This window comes from Mesorhizobium delmotii (assembly GCF_900149755.1).
Classification (GTDB): Bacteria; Pseudomonadota; Alphaproteobacteria; order Rhizobiales; family Rhizobiaceae; genus Mesorhizobium; species Mesorhizobium delmotii.
In genome coordinates this window covers 369,359-390,834 of record NZ_FUIG01000024.1, presented here as the reverse complement: position 1 = coordinate 390,834, position 21,476 = coordinate 369,359, and the positions used below count along the sequence as shown (strand labels likewise).

The 21,476-nt window shown below is 62.8% G+C and carries 25 protein-coding genes; 9 read left to right on the top strand and 16 right to left on the bottom strand.

The genetic code is table 11. The features are described 5' to 3' along the window. Positions 1-12 precede the first annotated feature (12 nt). From BQ8482_RS15865 to BQ8482_RS15855, 3 genes are all read left to right on the top strand, one after another. Positions 13-906, top strand: coding sequence for a branched-chain amino acid aminotransferase (locus BQ8482_RS15865; protein WP_029349987.1), 894 nt, complete (start codon positions 13-15; stop codon positions 904-906). 145 nt (positions 907-1,051) lie between these two features. Continuing rightward, positions 1,052-1,369 carry a hypothetical protein gene (locus BQ8482_RS15860; RefSeq protein WP_095491592.1) on the top strand — a complete coding sequence of 106 codons (318 nt, stop codon included), beginning with the start codon at positions 1,052-1,054 and terminating at the stop codon, positions 1,367-1,369. Between the two features lie 121 nt (positions 1,370-1,490). Then, positions 1,491-2,132, top strand: coding sequence for an MBL fold metallo-hydrolase (locus BQ8482_RS15855; protein WP_123148559.1), 642 nt, complete (start codon positions 1,491-1,493; stop codon positions 2,130-2,132). A gap of 115 nt (positions 2,133-2,247) precedes the next feature. Here BQ8482_RS15855 and BQ8482_RS15850 read toward each other — a convergent pair whose 3' ends face one another. The 3 genes from BQ8482_RS15850 to BQ8482_RS15840 form a co-directional block, all read right to left on the bottom strand. After that, complete coding sequence (locus BQ8482_RS15850; protein ID WP_123148558.1) at positions 2,248-2,664, bottom strand: BA14K family protein; 417 nt, start codon at positions 2,662-2,664, stop codon at positions 2,248-2,250. Between the two features lie 215 nt (positions 2,665-2,879). Beyond that, positions 2,880-3,092, bottom strand: a complete 213-nt coding sequence (locus BQ8482_RS15845; RefSeq protein WP_006202521.1) for a cold-shock protein — start codon at positions 3,090-3,092, stop codon at positions 2,880-2,882. Between the two features lie 256 nt (positions 3,093-3,348). Continuing rightward, positions 3,349-3,561, bottom strand: coding sequence for a cold-shock protein (locus tag BQ8482_RS15840; protein ID WP_023799871.1), 213 nt, complete (start codon positions 3,559-3,561; stop codon positions 3,349-3,351). Positions 3,562-4,015: 454 nt separating this feature from the next. Between BQ8482_RS15840 and BQ8482_RS15835 the strand changes: the two genes are divergently transcribed. After that, positions 4,016-4,414 carry a Kazal-type serine protease inhibitor family protein gene (locus tag BQ8482_RS15835; RefSeq protein ID WP_123148460.1) on the top strand — a complete coding sequence of 133 codons (399 nt, stop codon included), beginning with the start codon at positions 4,016-4,018 and terminating at the stop codon, positions 4,412-4,414. 176 nt (positions 4,415-4,590) lie between these two features. On the opposite strand, the gene BQ8482_RS15830 is transcribed toward BQ8482_RS15835, so the two are convergent. The 5 genes from BQ8482_RS15830 to BQ8482_RS38655 form a co-directional block, all read right to left on the bottom strand. Beyond that, on the bottom strand, positions 4,591-4,815 hold the full coding sequence (locus tag BQ8482_RS15830) for a hypothetical protein (protein WP_123148557.1): 225 nt from the start codon (positions 4,813-4,815) through the stop codon (positions 4,591-4,593). Between the two features lie 88 nt (positions 4,816-4,903). Beyond that, positions 4,904-5,041 (bottom strand): hypothetical protein, encoded by a 138-nt coding sequence (locus BQ8482_RS38145; protein ID WP_023799867.1) that lies wholly within the window; start codon positions 5,039-5,041, stop codon positions 4,904-4,906. A 50-nt stretch (positions 5,042-5,091) separates the two neighbouring features. Further along, positions 5,092-5,340, bottom strand: a complete 249-nt coding sequence (locus tag BQ8482_RS15825; RefSeq protein WP_095488858.1) for a hypothetical protein — start codon at positions 5,338-5,340, stop codon at positions 5,092-5,094. Then, positions 5,337-5,603 (bottom strand): hypothetical protein, encoded by a 267-nt coding sequence (locus tag BQ8482_RS15820; protein WP_123148459.1) that lies wholly within the window; start codon positions 5,601-5,603, stop codon positions 5,337-5,339. The genes BQ8482_RS15825 and BQ8482_RS15820 overlap by 4 nt, the downstream gene beginning before the upstream one ends. A 350-nt stretch (positions 5,604-5,953) precedes the next feature. Further along, positions 5,954-6,208, bottom strand: coding sequence for a hypothetical protein (locus tag BQ8482_RS38655; protein ID WP_208867714.1), 255 nt, complete (start codon positions 6,206-6,208; stop codon positions 5,954-5,956). A gap of 49 nt (positions 6,209-6,257) precedes the next feature. Here BQ8482_RS38655 and BQ8482_RS15810 point away from each other — a divergent pair, with 49 nt between their 5' ends. Next, positions 6,258-6,521 carry a DUF1488 family protein gene (locus tag BQ8482_RS15810; protein WP_123148556.1) on the top strand — a complete coding sequence of 88 codons (264 nt, stop codon included), beginning with the start codon at positions 6,258-6,260 and terminating at the stop codon, positions 6,519-6,521. Between the two features lie 212 nt (positions 6,522-6,733). Next, the gene (locus BQ8482_RS15805) at positions 6,734-8,317 is read left to right on the top strand and encodes a tetratricopeptide repeat-containing sulfotransferase family protein (protein WP_244602824.1); all 1,584 of its coding nucleotides are present in this window, start codon (positions 6,734-6,736) and stop codon (positions 8,315-8,317) included. A 50-nt stretch (positions 8,318-8,367) separates the two neighbouring features. On the opposite strand, the gene BQ8482_RS15800 is transcribed toward BQ8482_RS15805, so the two are convergent. From BQ8482_RS15800 to BQ8482_RS15770, 7 genes are all read right to left on the bottom strand, one after another. Beyond that, the gene (locus BQ8482_RS15800; RefSeq protein WP_123148456.1) at positions 8,368-8,721 is read right to left on the bottom strand and encodes a DUF1428 domain-containing protein; all 354 of its coding nucleotides are present in this window, start codon (positions 8,719-8,721) and stop codon (positions 8,368-8,370) included. Between the two features lie 61 nt (positions 8,722-8,782). Next, on the bottom strand, positions 8,783-9,211 hold the full coding sequence (locus BQ8482_RS15795; protein ID WP_123148555.1) for a VOC family protein: 429 nt from the start codon (positions 9,209-9,211) through the stop codon (positions 8,783-8,785). A 133-nt stretch (positions 9,212-9,344) separates the two neighbouring features. Continuing rightward, positions 9,345-9,533 (bottom strand): hypothetical protein, encoded by a 189-nt coding sequence (locus tag BQ8482_RS15790; RefSeq protein ID WP_123148455.1) that lies wholly within the window; start codon positions 9,531-9,533, stop codon positions 9,345-9,347. A gap of 134 nt (positions 9,534-9,667) precedes the next feature. Beyond that, positions 9,668-10,057, bottom strand: a complete 390-nt coding sequence (locus BQ8482_RS15785; protein WP_123148454.1) for a nuclear transport factor 2 family protein — start codon at positions 10,055-10,057, stop codon at positions 9,668-9,670. Positions 10,058-10,192: 135 nt separating this feature from the next. After that, positions 10,193-11,722: an ABC-F family ATP-binding cassette domain-containing protein gene (locus BQ8482_RS15780; protein WP_123148453.1), complete on the bottom strand. Its 1,530-nt coding sequence runs from the start codon at positions 11,720-11,722 to the stop codon at positions 10,193-10,195. 604 nt (positions 11,723-12,326) lie between these two features. Next, positions 12,327-15,476, bottom strand: coding sequence for an excinuclease ABC subunit UvrB (gene uvrB / locus BQ8482_RS15775; RefSeq protein WP_123148452.1), 3,150 nt, complete (start codon positions 15,474-15,476; stop codon positions 12,327-12,329). Positions 15,477-15,588: 112 nt separating this feature from the next. Beyond that, the gene (locus tag BQ8482_RS15770) at positions 15,589-16,839 is read right to left on the bottom strand and encodes a hypothetical protein (protein ID WP_123148451.1); all 1,251 of its coding nucleotides are present in this window, start codon (positions 16,837-16,839) and stop codon (positions 15,589-15,591) included. Positions 16,840-16,980: 141 nt separating this feature from the next. Here BQ8482_RS15770 and BQ8482_RS15765 point away from each other — a divergent pair, with 141 nt between their 5' ends. Then, positions 16,981-18,021: a CapA family protein gene (locus BQ8482_RS15765; protein ID WP_123148554.1), complete on the top strand. Its 1,041-nt coding sequence runs from the start codon at positions 16,981-16,983 to the stop codon at positions 18,019-18,021. Between the two features lie 132 nt (positions 18,022-18,153). Then, on the top strand, positions 18,154-19,125 hold the full coding sequence (locus BQ8482_RS15760; protein ID WP_123148553.1) for a DUF3137 domain-containing protein: 972 nt from the start codon (positions 18,154-18,156) through the stop codon (positions 19,123-19,125). Here BQ8482_RS15760 and BQ8482_RS15755 read toward each other — a convergent pair. Then, positions 19,122-19,631 (bottom strand): hypothetical protein, encoded by a 510-nt coding sequence (locus BQ8482_RS15755; protein ID WP_123148450.1) that lies wholly within the window; start codon positions 19,629-19,631, stop codon positions 19,122-19,124. The two genes, BQ8482_RS15760 and BQ8482_RS15755, sit on opposite strands and share 4 nt — an antisense overlap. A gap of 860 nt (positions 19,632-20,491) precedes the next feature. Between BQ8482_RS15755 and BQ8482_RS15750 the strand changes: the two genes are divergently transcribed. After that, entirely contained in the window at positions 20,492-21,430 is a 939-nt protein-coding gene (locus BQ8482_RS15750; protein WP_123148552.1) for a diacylglycerol/lipid kinase family protein, read from the top strand. Positions 21,431-21,476 lie beyond the last annotated feature (46 nt).

Genomic DNA, 21,476 nt, shown 5'->3' with positions numbered 1-21,476 from the left:
CGGGAGGTTACCATGGCATCCGTTCCCTTTGACCAAATGGACGGCTTTATCTGGATGAACGGCGAGTTCGTCAAATGGGCCGACGCCAAGATCCACGTGCTGACCCATGGCCTGCACTACGCCAGCGCGGTGTTCGAGGGCGAACGCGCCTATGGCGGCGAGATTTTCAAGCTGACCGACCACAGCGAGCGCCTGCACGAATCGGCACGCCTCCTCGGCTTCAAGATTCCCTATTCGGTTGCCGAGATCGACGACGCCTGCCGCACGCTGTTGAAGAAGCAGGGTTTCCAGGATGCCTATGTCAGGCCGATCGCCTGGCGCGGCAGCGAACAAATGGGCGTTTCGGCGCAAAACAGCCGGATCAACTGCGCCATCGCCATCTGGCAGTGGCCGAGCTATTTCGATCCGGCACAGAAGCTGAAGGGCATCCGTCTCGATCTGGCCGAATGGCGCCGCCCTGATCCGCGCACCGCGCCATCGAAATCGAAGGCTGCCGGCCTCTACATGATCTGCACCATGTCCAAGCATGCCGCCGAAGCCAAAGGCTATGCCGACGCCATGATGCTCGACTGGCGCGGCCAGGTTGCTGAAGCGACCGGCGCCAATATCTTCTTCGTCAAGGACGGCAAGATCCACACACCCACCCCCGATTGCTTCCTCGACGGCATCACCCGCCGTACGGTGATCGGCCTTGCCAAGGATCGCGGCTTCGAGGTGATCGAGCGCACAATTATGCCGGAAGAGCTTGAAGGCTTCCAGCAGTGCTTCCTCACCGGAACGGCGGCCGAGGTGACGCCCGTTTCAGAGATCGGTCCATACCGATTCGAGGTGGGTGAAATCGCCAAGACTCTGATGAACGACTATTCTGCAGCCGTTCAACCCAAGCACGCGATCGCCGCAGAATAACAAAAGTCACAGCTTTTTTAATAAGTAGGGGCGGTTTTCAGGCCGCCCTTTTTATTTAAGCACTTCTGCATTTGACTTTCGTCCAATTCGGCGTCTCATGATGCTGTCGGCCCGGGAGGCTGGCAGCTATGGAGGGACTGGTAATATGGACATGAACACGCTTCTTCCGATCATTGTTCAGGTGATTACGGGTATCATCGGTGGCCAGGCGGTGGGCGCGGCGCTCAAGACAGCGGCAATGGGGCAGCTTACCAAAATCCTGGGCGGCGCGCTTGGCGGCGTCGGCGGTGCGGCCATCCTCGGCAGCCTGCTCGGCGGTGGTACGATCGATCCGGCTGCAGCCGCAGCGGCAACGAGCGGATTGGGCAGCGCGCTGAATGTGCAGAACATCGTCGGCGGTGCCGGTGGTGGCGCCATTCTGACGGCCATCATCGGCGCGGTCATGAATGCGATGAAGAAGTAAGCCTGGCGGTTTTGGACTTTTCGCATGGGCGGCTTCGGCCGCCCATTTTTGTGTCGTGGCAGCGGTGGACGCCGTTTACATGTGTCTCTACATCAGGGGCCGACACAGCGAAAGGACGATCATGGGTCAGCTCAATGCCGGTATCGTGCCGGTCACGGCGTTCCAGCAAAACTGCACCATCCTCTTCGATATGGACGACAGACAAGGCGTTGTCGTCGATCCGGGCGGCGACATCGACAAGGTGCTGGCAGTGCTCAAGGACAATGCGATCAACGCCGGTGCAATCTGGATCACGCATGGTCATATCGACCACGCCGGCGGCGCCATGGAGCTGAAGGAGGCGCTCGGCATCGAGATCATCGGCCCGCATGAGGCCGATCGTCCGTTGCTTGCCAAACTCGAGAACCAGGCGAAACACTACGGCATCGCCGATCCGGTGCGCAACTGCGTGCCCGACCGCTTTCTCAGCGAAGGCGATACCGTCTCGTTCGGTCAGCACGCGTTCGAGGTCCTTCATTGTCCGGGCCACGCGCCCGGCCATGTCGTCTACTACAATCGTGCTGCGAAATTCGCCCATGTCGGCGACGTGTTGTTCCGCGGCTCGGTCGGGCGCACCGACCTGCCGGGCGGCGACCATGCCGCGCTGATCGCCTCGATCAAGGACAAGCTCTTGCCGCTCGGCGACGACATCGGCTTCATCTGCGGCCATGGTCCCGGCGGCCGCTTCGGCGAGGAGCGCCGGAGCAATCCATTCCTGATTTAAAGCGCGTCGCGTGTGGGGTGCCTCATGCGACGCGCTTCAATCTCTTCCCTTATGCATGCTGACAACAAAAACGCGCTGGCCTTGCGGACAGCGCTTTGTTTGAGGGCAGGACGCCTCAGTTCGCGGTGCAGAAATGCTGTTCGCCGTCATAGCCGATGAACGTGCCGGTGCGGGCGTTGAAAGAGCGATAGCGATCCGAACAATATTCATACCAGCCACGGGTCCATGGCTCTGCGTAGCCGTCATTGTAGACGACCCGCGGTTCCGCGTAGTAGCGGCGCACCGGGGCGGGGCGTGGATAACGACCATAATCGTCGTAGCCGGGGTCGTAATAGCTGGGCTGCGGGTTGTTGAGCGCACCAACGATCAGGGCGCCGGCCGCGAGGCCAAGGACGCCTGCCGCGATCGCATCGCCATTGCCACGATGATGGTGCCGGTGGCGCCAGTCACCAGCGCTGGCCGCTGGCAAGGTCGCGAGCATGGTCGCAGCAATCGCGGCGGACAGGACGGCGGTCTTGAAAATTCGGTTCATGTCGGTCTCCTTCATGCCGGCCCGGTTAATCTCGGGGATGCGGTCCGGCTTTACCGAAGCTGATAGGCGACCGTGGCTGAACGGGGGCTGAACGAAATTGACGGGCTGGGGCCAGCCGATATTCATCGACGGCATGGCGCAAGGCACAGATATCGTACGCTCAACAAGGAGTGGACCTGCGCCACGGGACCGTCCGACGCTGTCTCGAACTCGGCTCAGCCGATCGACAGGTTGACGGCTTTCGGACCCTTGCCGCGCTTGTCCGGCTCGGTGTCGAATGTTACCTTCTGCCCATCCTCAAGACCGGGAAGACCCGACGCCTGCACGGCCGAAATATGGACGAAGACATCCTTCGCCCCATCATCCGGCGTGATGAAGCCGAAGCCTTTGGCATGATTGAAGAATTTGACGGTGCCGGTCTGCGGCATGGGAAGCTCCTTTGATCCCATCAAGTCCAGTCTCGGGCCGGCAAATGCCCGAGTGGAAATTTGTCGTTTATTTTAGCGTCATCGGCAAGAGAAAGTTTTGCGAGCCCTGGCTTGCCGCCACGCCACGAAAAAGGCGCGACGAAAATCGCCGCGCCTTCGAAAACTCGGGTCCGGCGCTGAAAGCCGGTTCAAGGCCTCTGAAGGGGCCTCGGGCACATTCCTGGCACGTCCGCGCGGACGTGCTCGCGCCGACGATTCAGTCCGCGCGCAGATTGACCGCCTTCGGTCCCTTGCCCATGCGGTCGGGCTCGACGTCGAAGGTGACCTTCTGGCCATCGACGAGCGTGCGCAGGCCCGAAGCCTCGATCGCGGAGATGTGGACGAACACGTCCTTGGCGCCGTCATCTGGCGTGATGAAGCCGAAGCCTTTGGTAGCGTTGAAGAATTTAACGGTGCCGGTCTGGGCCATTGGGGAAACTCCTTCACCCGTGTCAGTCTTTGTGGTTTGCCCGCCGCCTGACGCCGTGGGCAAGTCCCGGTGGTTGCTTCGGCAGTCATGCATTGGCGCATGGTCAAAACCCCCCGCCGAAAAACGGGGCCGTCAGAGATTCACAGTATCGGGGAAAGGTCGTCCAAAACGTTCCGCTCTCCGGGTCGCAAATGCCCGAACACGAAATTTATCGCACGGAAAGGTGATCGTTGCAAGGTAGCGTCCGCGGGCCGCCCGATGGGCGCATTCCGACGCATGGCATCGATAGGACGGGGTGCTCGCCCGGTCATCGGCCAGAGCCTGGCCACGCATGGTCCAGCGGGCTGGGGCAGCTTGCAAACAGGGGTTGCATTTGGCGGTGGAATGGCGAGGATCGGCCTGGAGTGGAGCGCGCGCGTTTGCGCCCGAGCGGTGGCTCGAGGGAGGTATAGTTATGAAATTTCTTGCGGAAATCTTCTCGCGGCAGGGTTTTGCCATCCTGTTGCTGTCGGCAGTTCTTGCAGCCTGTACCGCGGTTGTGGTGGAGGAAGGACCGGTGTACCGCCCGCCAAGGCCCGGGCCGCAATTCTGCACCAAGCAGTATGATCCGGTCTGCGCCCGGCGTGGGGGCGACCGCCAGACCTTCGCCAATGCCTGCCTTGCCGAGCGGGCCGGGTACCGGATCATCGGCGACGGCCAGTGCCGCGACGGCGGCGGTGATGGAGAGCAGACATTCTGCACCCGCGAATACCGTCCGGTCTGCGCCCGTCGCGGTGGCGAGCTGCGCACCTTCCCCAACGCCTGCGAGGCTCGCGCCGCCGACTATCGCATCGTCGACGACGGTCCCTGCTGAGAGGCTGGTTTTCTCCCCGTCTCCGGGCGGGGAGGGGGCGCATCTATCCACTGGACACAGGCAGGCGAGGGCAGCTGGCGCCTCTTGCCTCTACGCCGGCAGCCTCGCCTTGCGGCAGTAGGCGAAGAACTCGGCCGCGGGCATGGGTTTGGCAAACAGCTGGATGAACTTGGTGCTCATCCGTCCGCCGGATACGTTCCGTCGGCCGGGCCGGCATAGAGCTCGCTGCCGTCCTCGTCGGAAATGCGCAGCCGGTCCGGGACCTGCGGCATCGCCAGCGTGCGAAACAGCGCTGTGGCGCCCTGCAGGGCGGCGCGCAGGTTCGGCGCCTCGAGCGAAACCCTGTCGAGCATCGCTTCGTCGGCGTCGCGCGAACGATAGAACTCGACGACGAAGTTCAAGCACGCCTCCGTGTTGCGGCGCCGCAGGCCTGCAGGCGCATCGGGCCGCTGCGGTGCGCGCATGATGACGGGTGCGCGGCTCGGAGTGCTAGCCCTTGGACTTCGGCTTCAAACCGGCTTCCGCCTGCTTGACGGCCGAGCCGAAGGGCGAGGCCGGCTTTGCCGCCGTCTTGTCCTTCTTGGGCTTGCGTGTCTCGCGGTTGCTGCGCTGTTGACCCTTGGCCATTTCTTGATCCCTCGTGATTGGTGAACGTGATGGTGACGGTTGATGCGCGCCTAGGCGCTCGGATTGTCGGCCACTTCGAGATTGTCTTCCGTGGTGACCCGCTCATGGGTCTCCTCGTCGCTGCGGATGCGGTATTGCGGCGAGCCGTCCTTGACCGGCAGCTTGCTCTTGATCTGGAACAGCTCAGCGGTCTTCTGGACAAGGCCGGTGCGGCTCTTCATGCGAACGGTCTGGCCGATCGCGAAAAGATGTGCGGGCGTGTCGGTGCGCGGGCGTGCGTTCTGCTGGAAGCGGATCATGCGGCATTCTCCTGGTCGCGCCTCAGCGCGGTTTCGAGTTCGGTGAAGTCGATGGCAACCAATTGGCTGGTCTGGCTTTTCACCGTCCTTGCCGGCAGATGGATGAAGGTGGCGACACGGCGCCAGGCAAGCCACGACATGCCATCGATAAGCTCCTCATCGTGGTCGATGTCGTAGTCGCCGGCCGGCAATTTTCCTTCCAGGCCGCCGAGCATGAAGGGTGCCTCGAAATGCGCGATGGAATGGGTAGTTCGGCCAGACATTCTCGTGCCTCGAAGTCTCGTTCCCGGCTTGGATCCGATAAGGTAGTGCCCGCTTCGCGGCACCGGGACTTAAATGTCGTGCGTCCCTTATCGGCAATTTGGGTATCGGCGATCTGGAATGAGTTTGGCGGGTCGAGAACCTCTGACGCCGCGAGATGCCAAGCTTGGCCCAAAAAACGATCTCTATTCATTAATCCGAAATTGCGGTTTATTCAAGAAGATTCCCGCCTGTCGCCGGCCTTGTCGCGAAATTACTTTTCTAGGGCTATTTGTAAAATGGTGATATGATCCGGACACTTCACAAGAATTGTTTGAGATTGTGCCGGAAAAATTCATCCCGGCATCGATTTTTATTTACATCTGAAAGGAAAAACCATGGTTTCCGTGAAAACACCTGATGGTTCGACCGTAACAATCAGGCCGATTATCAAGCAGGCCGCCGGCCCTACAAAAGTCATGTCGGCGCGGCTGACGATACGAAGTGACGAGGCAGCAAGGCGAAGGATCGCCGACACCGACGGCACGCTGCGGCGGGCCAGACAGGTTGCGGAGACCAACCGCCTGATCTGACAGCCGGCTTGCTGTAGTACTTTGATTTTGCGCATGATCCTTTCCGAACCTCCGGTTCGGGGTCATGCGCTGAGGAGTTCGATCGTGACGCTCAATTTTCCCAACCGCAGCCGCTCCTACGACGCTGCGGCCAGGCGCATTCGCTTCGTCGGCCATGACGGCATGTTCGAAGTGCCCTTCTTTGTGGAGATTGGAGCGCTTTCGGCGGCAACGGCCACGGGCGGGGCGGAAGCCGAGTATCTCAGCGCCTTCGATGCGGAACGTTCGTCGATCCAGGATGTTGCGCGCGAAGCCTATTCGCACGGCCGCAAGAACATGTATGTATTGACCCAGGCCGATTTCCGGTAAGCTGGCCTGCGAACCCTTGAACCTGCCGCGCCGATGGCCTAGATCGCGGCAGGCGGACAAAACACGGCAGGTTTCCCATCAACAGAGATCAGAGAAGACCGGCAGGCGCGGGCGCCAATTTCGGCTCAGGCGGACAGCCGCCGCTGGGCCTCGACCAGCGCGTGCAGCAGGCGCTGCAATTGCATCAGGCGGGGCGCCGGCAGGAAGCCGAGATGCTCTACCGGCAGGTGCTGGCGCAAAAGGCCAATCATGCGGCGGCAGCACATTTCCTCGGTTTGCTGCTGCACCAGACCGGGCGCAGTGCCGAAGGACTTGATCTCCTCGAACAGTCGGTGCGCCTGCAGCCCAAGAATCCGGATTTCCTCAACAACCTCGGCACCGTGATGCGCGACCTCGGCCGTGTCAGTGCAGCCGTCGATTTCTTCCGTGGCGCGGTGGCAATCCGGCCGGACCAACTCGCGGCGCGCGACAATCTCGGCTCCTCGCTGAAGCAACTCGGCCAGTTCGAGGGCGCCGAGGAGATTTATCGCGGCACCATCGGTCGCAACCCGTTCCATGTCCGCGCCCGCATCGGGCTTGCCGAAACGCTGCAGGAGGCAGGGCGGCTCGACCAGGCGCTTGCCGCCTTCCGCGAAGCATTGGCAATTCGGCCGAAGGACGCCGACCTGCTGCACGGTCTGGGCGTCGGGCTGATGGAGAAGGGCAACCTCGGAGAGGCAGCGGAGCATTTCCGGCAGGCGCTGGCGGTCGATCCCGGCATGGCCAGGGCCTGGCTGATGCTCACCCAGGTCAAGCGCCAGCAGGAGCGTGACGCCGAGCTTGCCGGGATGGAGGCGCAGCACGCAAAGGCGCCGGAAGGCAGCCTGGCGCGCATGCAGCTTTCGTTCGGCCTCGGCAAGGCCAATGACGATCTGAAGGATTATGGCCGTGCCTTCGATTATTTCGCCGAAGGCAATGCGATCCGCCGCACGGGCATCGACTATGATGCGGCCAGGACACGTGCCGAATTCGAAACGATGAAGGCGGTGTTCGACAAGGCCTTCTTCGATAAGCACAGACCGAGCGGGATTGCCGACGACACGCCGATCTTCGTCGTCGGCATGCCGCGCTCCGGCACCACGCTGGTCGAGCAGATCATCGCCAGCCACCGCCAAGTCTATGGCGCGGGCGAGCTCGGCATATTGAAGACGGTGGTGGGAAAACAGTTTCCGCCGGGCATGAAGGGCGGCTTTCCCTGGGGGATCGCCGACATGCCTGACAAGGCCTATGCCGAGGCAGGCCAGGCCTATCTAGACCTGCTGCACGCCCGCTATCCGGGTTTCCGGCATGTCACCGACAAGATGCCCGGCAACTTCCTGCTGATCGGCTTCATCCATCTGATGCTGCCCAAGGCCAAGATCATCCATTGCGCGCGCGACGCGGCGGCGACCTGCCTGTCGATCTACAAGGTGCATTTCCGCGGCGACAGCCACCGCTACGGCTACGACCTCGGCGAGCTCGCCGATTTCCACAATCTCTACACCGATATCATGGCGCATTGGCGCACCGTTTTGCCTGATGTCGTGCATGATGTGCGCTACGAAGATTTCGTCGCCGACCAGGAAGGACAGACGCGGGCGCTGATCGCCCATCTCGGCCTGCCATGGGACGATGCGGTGCTGTCGTTCCACGAGACCGATCGGCCGGTGCGCACGGCGTCGGCGGCGCAGGTGCGCCAGCCGATGTACCAGGGCTCGGTCGATCTGTGGAAACGCTATGGCGACCGGCTCAAGCCGCTGCTGGATAGGCTGGACTAAAGCGCGCATCAGGGTGGGTCGATAGCTCGACCTACCCTGTGCCGGGGTGCCTAAAGCTCCATGAAGGACTGGAAACCGCCAAAGATCATGCGCTTGGCGTCGAACGGCATCGTCGACCAGTCCGGCGTCAGGCGCGGATCGGCCATCACCTTGGCCAACACCGCGTCGCGGCTTTTTCGCGACTCATAGACGACCCATGAGAAGACGACGATCTCGTCGTCCTTGGCCTGCACGGCGCGCGGGAACGAGGTGATTTCGCCATAGGGAACATCGTCGCCGACGCATTCGACATAGGCCAGCGCGCCATGTTCTTTCCAAACAACGCCGGCGGTGTTGGCCAGCTTCTTGTAGTCGTCGAGGTTTGCCTTGGGCACGGCAAGCACGAAGCCATCGACATAGGACATTTTGGTCTCCTCCTGGGTGGCGTTTTTCCTTCTCCCAAAACAAGGGAGAGGAAAGAATGGGTCAGGCTTTCTTCACCGGTGCGTTCATCGCCCACTCCACGCCGAATGGATCGCGCATATTGCCCCACTGGTCACCCCAGAACATCACCTGGAGCGGCATGACGACCTCGCAGCCGGCGTCGACAGCGCGCTGCCACCAGGCATCGATGTCGTCGCTGCCGAGATGGAGCTGCATGGTGTAGCCCTGCGGCTTCACCGGAGACATGCCATGCTCAGGGTAGAAATCGGAGATCATCAGCGTCGAGCCGTTGATGTGAAGGTGGATGTGCATGGTGCGGCCCTGCTCGTCCGGCGGGTAGAAGAAGACCTGCTCCGCGCCAAAGGCCTTTTTGTAGAATTCGGCGGCTTTGAAGGCGCCATCCAACTGAAGATAGGGCGTCAAGCCGCCAAGGACTTTCGCTGCGGGCTGGGTTTGGGGCTGATCGTTCATGTCTTGCTCCTCTTTGCGTTTGGTTGGCCTTGCCAACCAAAGGACGAACGAGGCGGCGGCAATCCTACATGGCCGCCGAATTTTTTTTTCGAACGCCAAGATCAAATGCTCAGGCCGCGGGCCCGAGGTCGCTTCATATTACCTTGGTCAAGGAGGTTGCCATGGCAAGGCGACGTTCGTTTTGCGCGTCGAGGATTTCGGGCCAGCCGATGTCTTTGCGCAATTCGATCGGCAGTGAAAGCAGTGCGCGCTGGCTGCGGTAACGGGCGCGGGCCGCCGAGTAACGGGTCGCGATGCGGCCTATGGATGACAGAATGGACATGATGCACTCTCCCTGGTTGAAGCCGGCATCATAGTGTCGGCGTCCCAAGGACGTGGCGTGCGGCCATGATCCGACAGACCGCTGAAATTTCTTGTCGTCAGATCGGTATCGGCCCGTGCAAAGGCGGATGTGGTTCAGCTGACCGCCGCGGCTAGCGCAGTGTCGTAATATTCCACCACCTCGACGGCCAGGCCGTCGCGTATTGTCCAGAAATCGGCGACAGGCATCACGAACTCGTCGCCGGTCGTGCGACGTGTCATATGGTACTCGACCTGGGCGGCAACCTTGTCGCCGCCATCGATGATCTCGACCGGGATGACGCGCCGGTATTCGAAGTCCTCATTCAGGTCCACCAGGCGCGCAAGGAATTCCTGCTTGCCGCGAGCGCTGCCGGCGCGACGCGACTGCCGCGGATCGGCGATCCAACGAAACACGACATCATCGGCGCAATACGCCAGTGCGCCCTCGATGTCGCGATCTGCATAGGCTTGGTAGAAGTTGTTAACGAGGTCTACCGCACGCATATCCTATCCCTCCCTAAGCTCTACCGCGGCAGGATGCGCCTTTTTAGGTCGATGGAAAAGCTTTCTTCCGTGGTCAACACGGCGTCCGGGACGACAGTACTTCAAAATGTCGGCCCGGCAGATGCATTGTTTTCCTCAGCCAGTCCCCTCGGCCACCGAGCGGAAGAAACCTTCGGGGTCGTCGATCTCGGTCAGCCGCCGCTTCTCGATCAGCCAGAAGCGGTTGCCGATCGCCCTGATGAAGGAGCGGTCGTGCGATGCGAGCACACAGCTTGCCTGATGGGCGAGCAGTTCCGTTTCCAGTGCTTCCTGGCCGTCGATGTCGAGATGGTTGGTCGGCTCGTCGAGCAGGTAGAAATTGGGATTGGCGAGCCTCAGCGCCAGCATCACCAGCCGAGCCTTCTGCCCGCCCGACAGCACGCCGATCCTGCGCTCCTGCATGTCGATGCTGACGCCCGCACCCGCCAGCAGCGAACGGGCACGCTGTTCACCGACATCGAATCTGCGCGAGAGCATCGCCAGCGGCGTGTCGTCGCCGCTGATGCCCGACAATGCCTGGTCGCTGTAGCCGAGCACCGTCGACGGCGTCACCTTCACGCCCTGCGCTGCCGTCTCCGGCTCGATGATGGCATTTCTGATCAGGCTGATGAGCCGCGACTTGCCGACGCCGTTGCGGCCGAGCAGCACGATGCGGTCGCCCTGGCAGATATGGCGCTTGCCGGTTTTGAACAGCAGCGTTCCGTCGGGCGTTTCGACCACCACGTCGTCAAGCGTGATCAGTACCTTCGCATGGGTGCCGCGATTGGCGAGCTTTATCGCGCCCGCCGATCTTTCGCGGTGCGCCGGCGCTGCGACCTCCTCGAGGCGCTGGGCGCGCTGGTTGAGCTGCTTGGTCTTGACCGTCAGCAGGTCACTGCCCGAATTGATGCCGATATTGTTGAGCTTGGCCGCCTGCCGGCGCAGTTGCTGCGCCGCCTTCATGTCGCGCTGGAATTTGCGCTCGGTCGAGGCGTCGACTTCGCTCAACGCGTGGCGCGCCCGCGAATAGGGCAGCGCAAACACCGGCGACTGTTCGGGACGCAGGAATAGCGTCCGGTTGGTCGTTGCGTCGAGGAACGCGCGGTCGTGGCTGGCGATCACCACCGGCACCTCGCGCGGCAGTCCGTTCAGCCAGGTTTCGAGCTGGCTGATCTTGGCGAGGTCGAGGTGGTTGGTCGGCTCGTCGAGAAGCAGGACATCGGGATCGGTGACCGAGACGCGGGCGATCAGCGCCAGCCTTTGCCAACCGCCGCTCAAGGCCCGCATCGGCCGCTCGCGCATCGGCTGCGGCACGTCGAGTGAATCGAGAACCACGTCGACGCGCCATTGCTCGCTTTCGGCCTGCTCGGCCGGCAAGGCATCGGCCACAACCTGCTGAAAGCTGTGCTCGGCCAATGCAGCGGGAACGGCTTGCTCGACATGGCCGACGCGCAGGCCGCGCGTGCGGGTGATGTCGCCTGATGTCGGCTCCATCTCGCCGGTCAGGCATTTCAGCAAGGTGGACTTGCCGCGGCCGTTGGCGGCGACGATGCCGAGGCGGTCGCCGGTGCCGATGGTGAGATCAAGGTTGGAAAAGAGCGGCGCACTCATGGTGACGCCGAGGGACTTGAGGCTGATCAGGGCCATGTTGGTTTCTCTGGTCTGCCCGGAGGGAGGTTCCGGTTCGATGCACTTTGACGGTGCGCAGGCAGGCCAGCAGGCTCGGCGTTGCAGCACCACGAAGGGCAGACCAAGAAAATCGAAGCGGGAGAACCCGGACCGTCTCTGGTCAGCCCTGCAAGCAAGCTCGCAGGGCAGGGACAGGGCCGCGCTGACGGTGGTGGTCGAAAGTCACGCAGCCCTCCTTTTGAGACGTTGAGTTGTAGAGACTGGCTACACCAAGGGTGGGGCCGATGGCAAGTGGCACCGCCAATAGGGCTTCAGACAAGCGGTAGCGCCGATCTCCGGAGCAGGCACTGTCGGCGAAGCCGCCGATCTCCCCCCTTGCGGGGGAGATGCCCGGCAGGGCAGAGGGGAGGCGCTGTCCCTCGGCTTGTCACACAATTGCAGTCAACACCCCCAGCTGATTCCGGTTGGGAACTGTTGAAATCGGACGTTGGCGATCCTTCCCACCCCCTCTGTCCTGCCGGACATCTCCCCCGCAAGGGGGGAGATCGGATGTCGCGTCGGCTTCGCCAATCATCAACGCTGGAACGTGGTGAGCAGCGCAAATTTGAAGCAATTGCCTGCCCTACCGTCCCGGCCGCCCGGTCTTGCCGGGCCGGCGCTTTTCACGGCGGGCATCGGCTGGATCTTCGTAGGAGCCGATGCCGGTACGCTCGCGCTTGACCGGCTTGTCGCCGTCAACAGGCTTTTCGGTCCGCCGTACGGTCATCTCGTCGAGCGAGTTCTTCTTGAACAGCGGCTTGGTGGAGTCGCCGGGGATGCCGAAATCGGAACCATGCGCCTCTTCGGCCGACTGTTTCTTGAACAGCGAGCGGGACACAGCACCGGCCGGAGTCGGCATATCGGTGCCCGGGCCCATGGCGTCGAGCGAGGGTTTTGCGAAGAGCGGCTTCTTGACCGGCACGGCGCCGTCGGCGCCCATCTTGTCGAGCGCGGGCTTGCGGAAGAGACCCTTGCCGTCGTCGTCGACCGTGCGGTGGATGGCGCGGCCCTTGTTGTGCTTGCCCTTTTCGCGGCCCGAAACCGGGCTTTCCATGTCGGCATATTTGGCCAGCGGGTCGTCGGAGATGGACAGCTCCATCTCGCGCAGCCGCTTGATCTCGTCGCGGATGCGGGCCGCCTTCTCGAAGTCGAGATTGGCGGCGGCGTCGCGCATCTGCTTGTCCATCGCGTCGAGATGGGCTTTCAGATTGTTGCCCATCATCGCGCCGGCGCTGTCGGTGAACTGCGAGATGTCGGCGCGGACATGATCCTTCTCGTAGACCGAGTCCAGGATGTCGGAGATGCGCGACTTGACCGATTCCGGCGTGATGCCGTTGGCCGCGTTCCACTCCATCTGCTTCTCGCGACGGCGGTTGGTCTCGGCCATCGCCCGCTCCATCGAGCCGGTGACCTGGTCGGCATAGAGGATGACCTTGCCGTCGACATTGCGCGCGGCGCGGCCGATGGTCTGGATCAGCGAAGTTTCGGAGCGCAGGAAGCCCTCCTTGTCGGCATCGAGAATGGCGACGAAGCCGCATTCGGGAATGTCGAGGCCTTCGCGCAAAAGGTTGATGCCGACCAGCACGTCGAAGGCGCCGAGGCGCAGGTCGCGCAAGATCTCGATGCGCTCCAGCGTGTCGATGTCGGAGTGCATGTAGCGGACGCGAATGCCTTGCTCGTGCAAATATTCGGTCAGGTCCTCGGCCATGCGCTTGGTCAGCACGGTGACCAGCGTACGGTAGCCGGCCATGGTGGTTTCGCGGATTTCGCCGACGACATCGTCGACCTGGGTCTTGGCCGGGCGCACCTCGACCGGCGGATCGATCAGGCCGGTCGGGCGGATGACCTGCTCGGCAAAGACCCCGCCGGACTGCTCCATCTCCCAGGCGCCGGGCGTCGCCGAAACCGCGACGGAGAGCGGGCGCATGGCGTCCCATTCCTCGAAGCGCAACGGCCGGTTGTCCATGCAGGACGGCAGACGGAAACCGTACTCGGCCAGCGTCGCCTTGCGGCGGAAGTCGCCGCGATACATGCCGCCGATCTGCGGCACGGTGACATGGCTTTCGTCGATGAAGACCAGCGCGTTGTCGGGGATGTACTCGAACAAGGTCGGCGGCGGATCGCCCGGCTGGCGGCCGGTGAGATAGCGCGAATAGTTCTCGATGCCGGCACAGGAGCCGGTCGCCTCAAGCATCTCGAGATCGAAGCGGGTGCGCTGCTCCAGCCGCTGCGCCTCGAGCAGGCGTCCTGCCCGTTCGAGTTCGACCAGCCGGTGCTTGAGCTCTTCCTTGATCGACTTGATGGCCTGGTTCAACGTCGGGCGCGGCGTCACATAGTGCGAATTGGCGTAGATCTTAACGCTCTTCAGCTCGCCGGTCTTCTGGCCGGTCAGCGGGTCGAACTCGGTGATCGCCTCGATCTCGTCGCCGAACAGCGAGATGCGCCAGGCGCGGTCTTCCAAGTGGGCCGGGAAAATCTCGATCGTGTCGCCGCGCACGCGGAACGAGCCGCGTACAAAATTGATATCCTGCCGCTTGTATTGCTGGGCGACGAGATCGGCGAGCAGCGCGCGCTGGTCGAGCCGGTCACCGATCTGCATCTGGAAGGTCATCGCCGTGTAGGTCTCGACCGAGCCGATACCGTAGATGCAGGACACCGAGGCGACGATGATGACGTCGTCGCGCTCCAGCAGCGAGCGCGTCGCCGAATGGCGCATGCGGTCGATCTGCTCGTTGATCGAGGATTCCTTTTCGATAAAGGTATCCGTCCGGGGCACATAGGCTTCCGGCTGGTAGTAGTCGTAATAGGAGACGAAATACTCGACGGCGTTTTCCGGGAAGAATTTCTTGAACTCGGAATAAAGCTGTGCGGCCAGCGTCTTGTTGGGGGCGAGGATCAAAGCAGGGCGCTGCGTCTTCTCGATCACCTTGGCCATGGTGAAAGTTTTTCCCGAGCCGGTGACGCCGAGCAGCACCTGGGTGCGGTCGTTGTCGTTGACGCCTTCCACCAGATCCTTGATCGCCGTCGGCTGGTCGCCGGCCGGCTCGAAATCCGACACCATCGTGATGGCAATGCCGCCTTCCGACTTTTCAGGCCGGGCAGGGCGGTGCGGCGTCCACAGCACGCCATCCTTGTGCAGCGGGTTGCCGGATTCGATCAGCGCCGACAGCGCCGCAACGGTGGCGGTGACACCGCCGGAGGCCATGGTCTCGGCTTCCTCCAGCGAAACATCGAGGCCGGCGACCGGATTGAGGCCGGCTGCGGTTCGCTCCCTGGCCGAAGCCGCGCCGCCCATTGAGGTGCCCCGCGCCGTGCGGCCGGGGGAGGAGGAGCGTTCGGGTATCTTCTTTTGCTTGGCGCCTTCCCTCCCCCTTGAGGGGAGGGTGGCGGCGGAGCCGCCGGGTGGGGTCGGTGCGGCAGCGCGCGGCGGCCCCTCATGTTGAGCGCTCTCTTTGCCGACCCCCTCTGTCGCCTTCGGCGACATCTCCCCCTCAAGGGGGGAGACTTGGCGCCCTTCCTTCTCAGCCTCCTGCTCGATCTGCTCGGCCCAATCGGCGATCGAGCCGGTCAGCGGCGTGCCTGAAAACTCGGTCTGCGGCGCCTCGGCAAAACCGCCCTTGTGCAGCGGCTCCGACGCATCAAGGAAATCGGTCAACGGGCTGCGCCGGTTGGGCGGCGAAGCACGATCTTCACGCGCCGGCGGCGGCGTTTTTTTATCAGAAAGTTTGGCCATGCCCCGAATATGGGAGGTATCGGCCAAAATGGAAAGAGCGGAGTGACGAGGGGCGCGAGAGGAAACCAAGCTCCTGACACAAGGGTGTCAGGAGCGATGTCGAAACGCGCCTTCAGTTGAACCACAGCGCAAACGTCAAAAACCCGGCGCCGCCGAACTGGCGCTGGATCTGATCGAACTCTTCGCTGGTGAGGATCTTTCCGCTCTCGAGATAGGGCGCGATGGCCGGGCCGGTGATCGACAGCACCAGGTCGAAGGGCTTTGGTTCGTCAAAGAAGCGCTTCATATTGATGCCTTTGTCGGCGAAGCGGAAATGCGGCAGCAAGGTGCGGCCTTCGAGCAGGTCCTCGGCCATATCAAGCGCGGCGTGCCAGGCCTGGACCTGCTCCTCGCCGACTTCCAGGCCGGTGAGCGGGCTGGCGCCTTTCTGTTGCGGGCCGGGCAGCCATTCGCGGTCGTTGTCGGTCTCGGCGCGGATCGCCTTCCAGTCTTCGCGAGAAAGCCGGATCATCTCCATGAGATGGCGACGCGCCGCCTGCCGCCGCTCCGGTTCGACCACCGGCCAGTTGACCAGATGGACCAGCGAGATGAAATCGGCGATGCGCCATTCGGACGACAACATGCCGCCGCTCATGCCGCCGTCCGGCGGAACGAGCGTGTCCTGCAGAGGTAGTTTGGCGCGCGGAAACAGCATGTGGAACGAACCGTCGAAGGCGTTCCTGAAGTCGTGCGCGAGCCAGAAATCGGCCTGCGCCATCAGGAATTCGGCATAGCCCTGCAGCCAGTAGCCATCGGCGCGGTCGAAGCGGAAGGTGAGGGTGGGTGCGGCCGGGTCTGGCGCGCCGCCGCGTGACAGCGATGCCATGATCGCGGCGGCGCTTTCGTCCGGAGCGATCTGGCCGTCCTCGTTGAGGTCGATGCCGAGACGGGTGAGGTCGACCTCCATGCCGATGTCGGCATCGGCAGGCACGGATCCAAGCGTGGCGGCGGACTTTTCCAGCCGATCGCGGAAGGCGACCAGGATGGCGCGGAAGTCGTCGTAGGTCAGCGGCTCGGGATTGGGATTGTCCGGGACCGGCAGCCGCATCAGTGGCAGTATGAATGATTGCGGGCTTTCGAAGCCGTGGCGGTGCAGGCCGCCGGCCAGGATCTCCAGCGCGGTGAAGAATTCACCGGCGCCTGCGGCATAGGCTGCCGTCGGGTCACCGGGCGCGGCGGCTTCCAGCGCAGTAAGCGTGCTGTCGCGGTCAGCTACGGTTTTTGCCTCGAACAGGGCAGCCGGTTCGGGGGCAGCGGCACCGGCAGAAGCAACCGGCAGCAGCAGAACAAGGGCGGATGCCAGCAGGCTCGAAAATCGCGTCATCTTGGTCCTCCGGTATGCTGTTCGGCGGGAAGCATACACGCAATCTGCGTGCCGCGCCTTGTCCGCACGATTCCGAACGAGGCGCTTCGCTATATCGGGCGCATCGTCTACCGTGGCAGTTCATTCCGGTACAGGCTGCGCGTGTCGAACTATCCGCTTTCCTATAAATTGTCTTGGCTGCCGCGTTTCCTGAAGCCGACGCTTGGCGGCGACGCCAGTGGATTTGCACCGGCGGCAGGAACGATGATCGAGCCGCCGCCGGGGCGGACGGCGCGGCTCGCCTTTGTCGGCGATATCTCGGCGGTGGCCAATCGCAGTGCACCGCAATGCGACCCGGCGATCGCCACGTTGCTCGGCTCCGCCGATCTGGTGGTCGGCAATTGCGAAAGCCCGGTGGTGGAGCGACCGAGCGCGGCGATGGGCACGAAGCTTGGCACCCGTCACGCCATGACCGAGCGGTTTCTTGCCGAGGCGCTGGCGGCCGTCGGCGTCTCGCGCGAGAAACTGGTGCTATCGCTCGCCAACAATCATGTGCTCGATCAAGGCGTCGAGGGTTTCGACAAGACCGTGGCGGCGCTGAACCGTCTCGGCATCCGCAGCATCGGTACCGCCGCCGGCGATCCGGTCGAGTGCCTTGCGGTCGGGCCGCTGACAATAGGCTTTGCCGCCTTCACGCTGTGGCGCAATGCCGGCGCGGCTGCGTTCGCGGGCCGCGTGTCGATGCAAGGCGACCCGGCACGATGGCCGCGCGGCGCGGCCGTCGACCTCACCTGTGCCGTGCCACATTGGGATTGGGAATTCCGGCATTTTCCACAGGCCGCGACGCGGGCACTGGCACGGCAGTTGGCCGCGCAAGGCGTCGAACTGATCGCTGGCCATCATGCCCATGTCGTGCAGCCGGTGGAGCGGATCGGCAAGGCGCTCGTCGCCTATGGGCTCGGCGATTTTCTTGGCACCGCCTTTGCGCGCCAGCCGTGGCCCGGCCGCATCGGGGGCATCCTGACCGTCGATGTCAGCGCCGACGCCGGCACGCGTGGCGCGATTGCCGCCTACCGGCTGCATCCCTTCATTCGGCTGCGCGCCGGCGACCATGAGCGGCTGGTTCCCGTCGAGGCGCTGGAGGGCGCATTAAGGCAAAAGGTTACGGCCCGTTTCGTTGCGGTTTTTGGTAACGGGAATTGATGGCCACAGTTGACTGGTGGCTCGGATAAATCGTGTGGGCTCACCACCATCCCAACGCTGTAGTCGCGCGACTTTCCGCAAAATCGGCTATTGTCCGAGCTGGGTGTTCGGTCTTTCGACGGTGGGATGGCGATGGAAGCAGCGGATTTCATGCCTGATGAAGCTGACATCGCCGGCATCAAGAGCAATCTCGCGGCCTATGAGGCCGAAAGGGCTTCGGCCTACCGGCAAGTCCACTGGCGGGTGCCGCTGTTCATCGGACTGGTGCTGTTGTTCGTGGCACTCGTCGCCTGGCTTTTCAATATGATCGCCGATCCATACGAGCGATGGTTCTCGACACCGCATGTGTTCCTCTATGTCGTCGGGTTCGTGGCGGCGATCCTGCTCTATTTCCAGGCGATCAAGCCGACGAGCACGTTGCAGCAATCGTTCCGCAAGACACTGCTGCCGATCATCTTCGGCTTCATTGAGGACATGCACTACGAGCATGAGGTGACGCCGAATTCGTTCGACCGGCTGCCGCGCGAGACGATCGGCACGTTCAACAACAAGCGCTTCGACGACATCGTCTCCGGCCGCTACGAGGGATTTCCGTTCGAGCTTTACGAAGCAGATCTCCGGCAAGGCACGGGCAATAGCGGCTCGATAGCATTCAAGGGGATCGTCGTTGCCTTCGAGACCATCGTGCCGTTCCCCGGCATATTGGTGGCCGCCCGCCGGACTGACATGACCGTCGGGTTCTTCCGCGGCATGTTCGCCAGCAGGATGCAAGAATTGTCATGCGGCGTGCCCGAGCTCGATGCCGCCTACGACTTCCGCACCGACAATGTCGAGGCGGCGCAGCCGCTGGTGAGCGGCCGGCTGGCGCAGGCACTGACATGGCTCAGCGAGACATGGCCTGATGATCCGGCGCGGGTTGCGCTCAATGGTAGCGATGGTTTTCTACTGTTGCCGCAGACGAAGGATTTTTTCGAGCTGCCTGATACCTCAGTGCCGCTCGACTACGCCAAGCATGTCGCGCCGATGATATCAGACATGGGGGCGATGCTGGCGACGGCGGCGCTTGTGCGCAAGATCGGCGCAAAGGATGAGGCGGCGGGTTAGCCGCCGGGCATTTTCGCAGCCAGCCAGTTCGCCGACCGCTTTGCCATGCCGATGGTCGCGGATGCGGCGCGCCCAAGGTCGGTCTTGACGACGCCGTAACCGTCCTTTGTGCGATGCAGCACCGAGCGTTCGCCATCGACCACAGAGTCATAGGCAACCGGTGTGTCAGCTTCTGTTTCCGTCGCCGTTGCCTGCGATCCGACAGCAACGCTCGGCCGATGGCTCAATTCCCTGGGAAGCGGGTCGGTGGTGGTCTGCGTTGTCGTCGTCGACTCAGGCATGGAGGCCATCGTGGCAAGCTGCGACGACGGCGTTTGCGTCGTACGACATATGCCTGAGACGAGCGGGTAGTTGAATTTGCGCGCGTGCAACATCTGGCTTTTCATGGCCGCTTCGCAATCGGCGATGGTCGACCACTTGGCCGGCGTCTCGCCAATATACTCGCAGAGCCTGGCATCGCAGTCGCAGCCGACGATGGTCATGGCGACAAGGGCGGTCTTGATCACGATCTTGTCCCTTCGAGTTGCTTGCAAAATACTGCCGAGGGCCTCGCGTGGCCGAGAATGACGCGCGACGCTCAGGCATCGTCAATCACCGTGGAACAAGGCGGGATTCGGCCGCGATTGTGGAATGAGCGTGACGGTACGCGACGGAATATCTCACGGTCGCTGACTGTGGCCGAAAGGTCTCACGTAGACGTGTTCGAACTTGACGTCTGCTACGCGAGTGGAGCCCAAACGACAGTCGGCGCCGGGATTTCTCCCAGCGCCTCCCTGTCAGATCAGGACACGGTCGCGGCAGCAACTTCCGTAAAGACGTCGCGCCATGCCGGCCTTGATGTTGACGGTCCTGCCAGTCACCGCCCGAGGGCAGCGTCCGTTCGGGACCTTGCCAGTTCCACCCTTGCGAGCTTCGTCCAGCGCGCCATCGAAGGTTTTTGCCGTCCTTCATGGCAGCATCGGTCCGCCGTAGGCGTTCGCACGCTTTCCGCGGCCCCGTAGGTCTCGGCATCCCTCCTCAAATCAGGCAAGCCTGCTTTCGTTCGGGGCCGTACGGGCCTCAGGAAATCCGCCGTTTCGCTTTGCCTTTCGACTTGGCGATCGGTAGCCGCCTGAGATGGGTTTAACATACGGGGGATAAACGTTTGGCGAAACAGCCACGAGCCTGTGGATAGCGGGATTATCGGGGACTGAACTCGGCGGCCGAGCTTTTTTTTCGACGAGATGCAGGGGCGGGACACGCCCTCATCTGAGACGACCAGCATGATCAGACATTCGGCCCTTGCCCCACAGAGCGGCGCGGGCTTCAATGCCGGCAAAGGATTTTAGGACAGCAGTGTCGTTGCCGTCCTTTGGGGAGGGCGTTCTTGAAGGTCGGGGTGGTTCTCAATCCGATTGCCGGTGGCGGCCGGCTCAAACGGCATTGGCCGGAGGTCAGTGCTTCGCTCAGGAAATATTTCGGCGATTTCGAGCTGCGCGAAACGCAGGCGACCGGCGACGCCGAACGGCTGGCGCTCGTCCTTGCCGCGAGCGGCTTCGACCTGGTGATCGCGGCGGGCGGCGACGGCACAGCCAGCGAAGTGGCCGACGGACTGCTGCAGGCGTTTGCAGAAAGCGGCCGGACGGCCGAGCTCGGCCTGCTGCCTTGCGGCGCCGGCATCGATTTCGCCCGCGGGCTCGGTCTTTCGGACGAGATCGACTTGACGCTGAAGCGCATCGCCGAGGCCAAGGCTCGCAGGGTGGATGCCGGCCGCATCTCCTATGTTGATGACCATGGCGCGCTGGCCAGCCGTCATTTCATCAACATTGCCAGCCTCGGTCTTTCGGGCGCTACCGACCGGGCGGTCAACGCCGACAAGCGCAAGGGCAAGGTGTCGGCCAAGGCGCTGTTTTACTGGCGCACCGTGTGGGAATTCATGCGCTACCGGTTCCAGGACGTTGTGATCACCGTCGATGACGGCGTCCCGGTCGAGGCGCGCGTGGCGCTGGTGGCGGTGGCCAACGGAAAGTTCTTCGGCGGCGGCATGATGATCGCGCCGGATGCCGAACTGGACGACGGGCAGTTCGACATCGTCATCTTGCGGGCGGCGGGCAAGTTGAAACTGATCTGGGATATCCGTCTGCTCTATGGCGGGCGGCATCGCAACCATCCGGCGATCACCATTTTGCGCGGCAAGAAAGTGGTTGTCGAACCGTTGGGCGATGTCCAGAAGAACGGCGCGCTGGTCGACGTAGACGGTGAATCGCCGGGGCGCATACCGGCGACCTTCGAGATCCTGCCGGGCGCGCTTACGCTGAGGTATTGAATCAACGCGCTGAGAGACTGATTCAGGTCGTTACGGGCGTGATTTC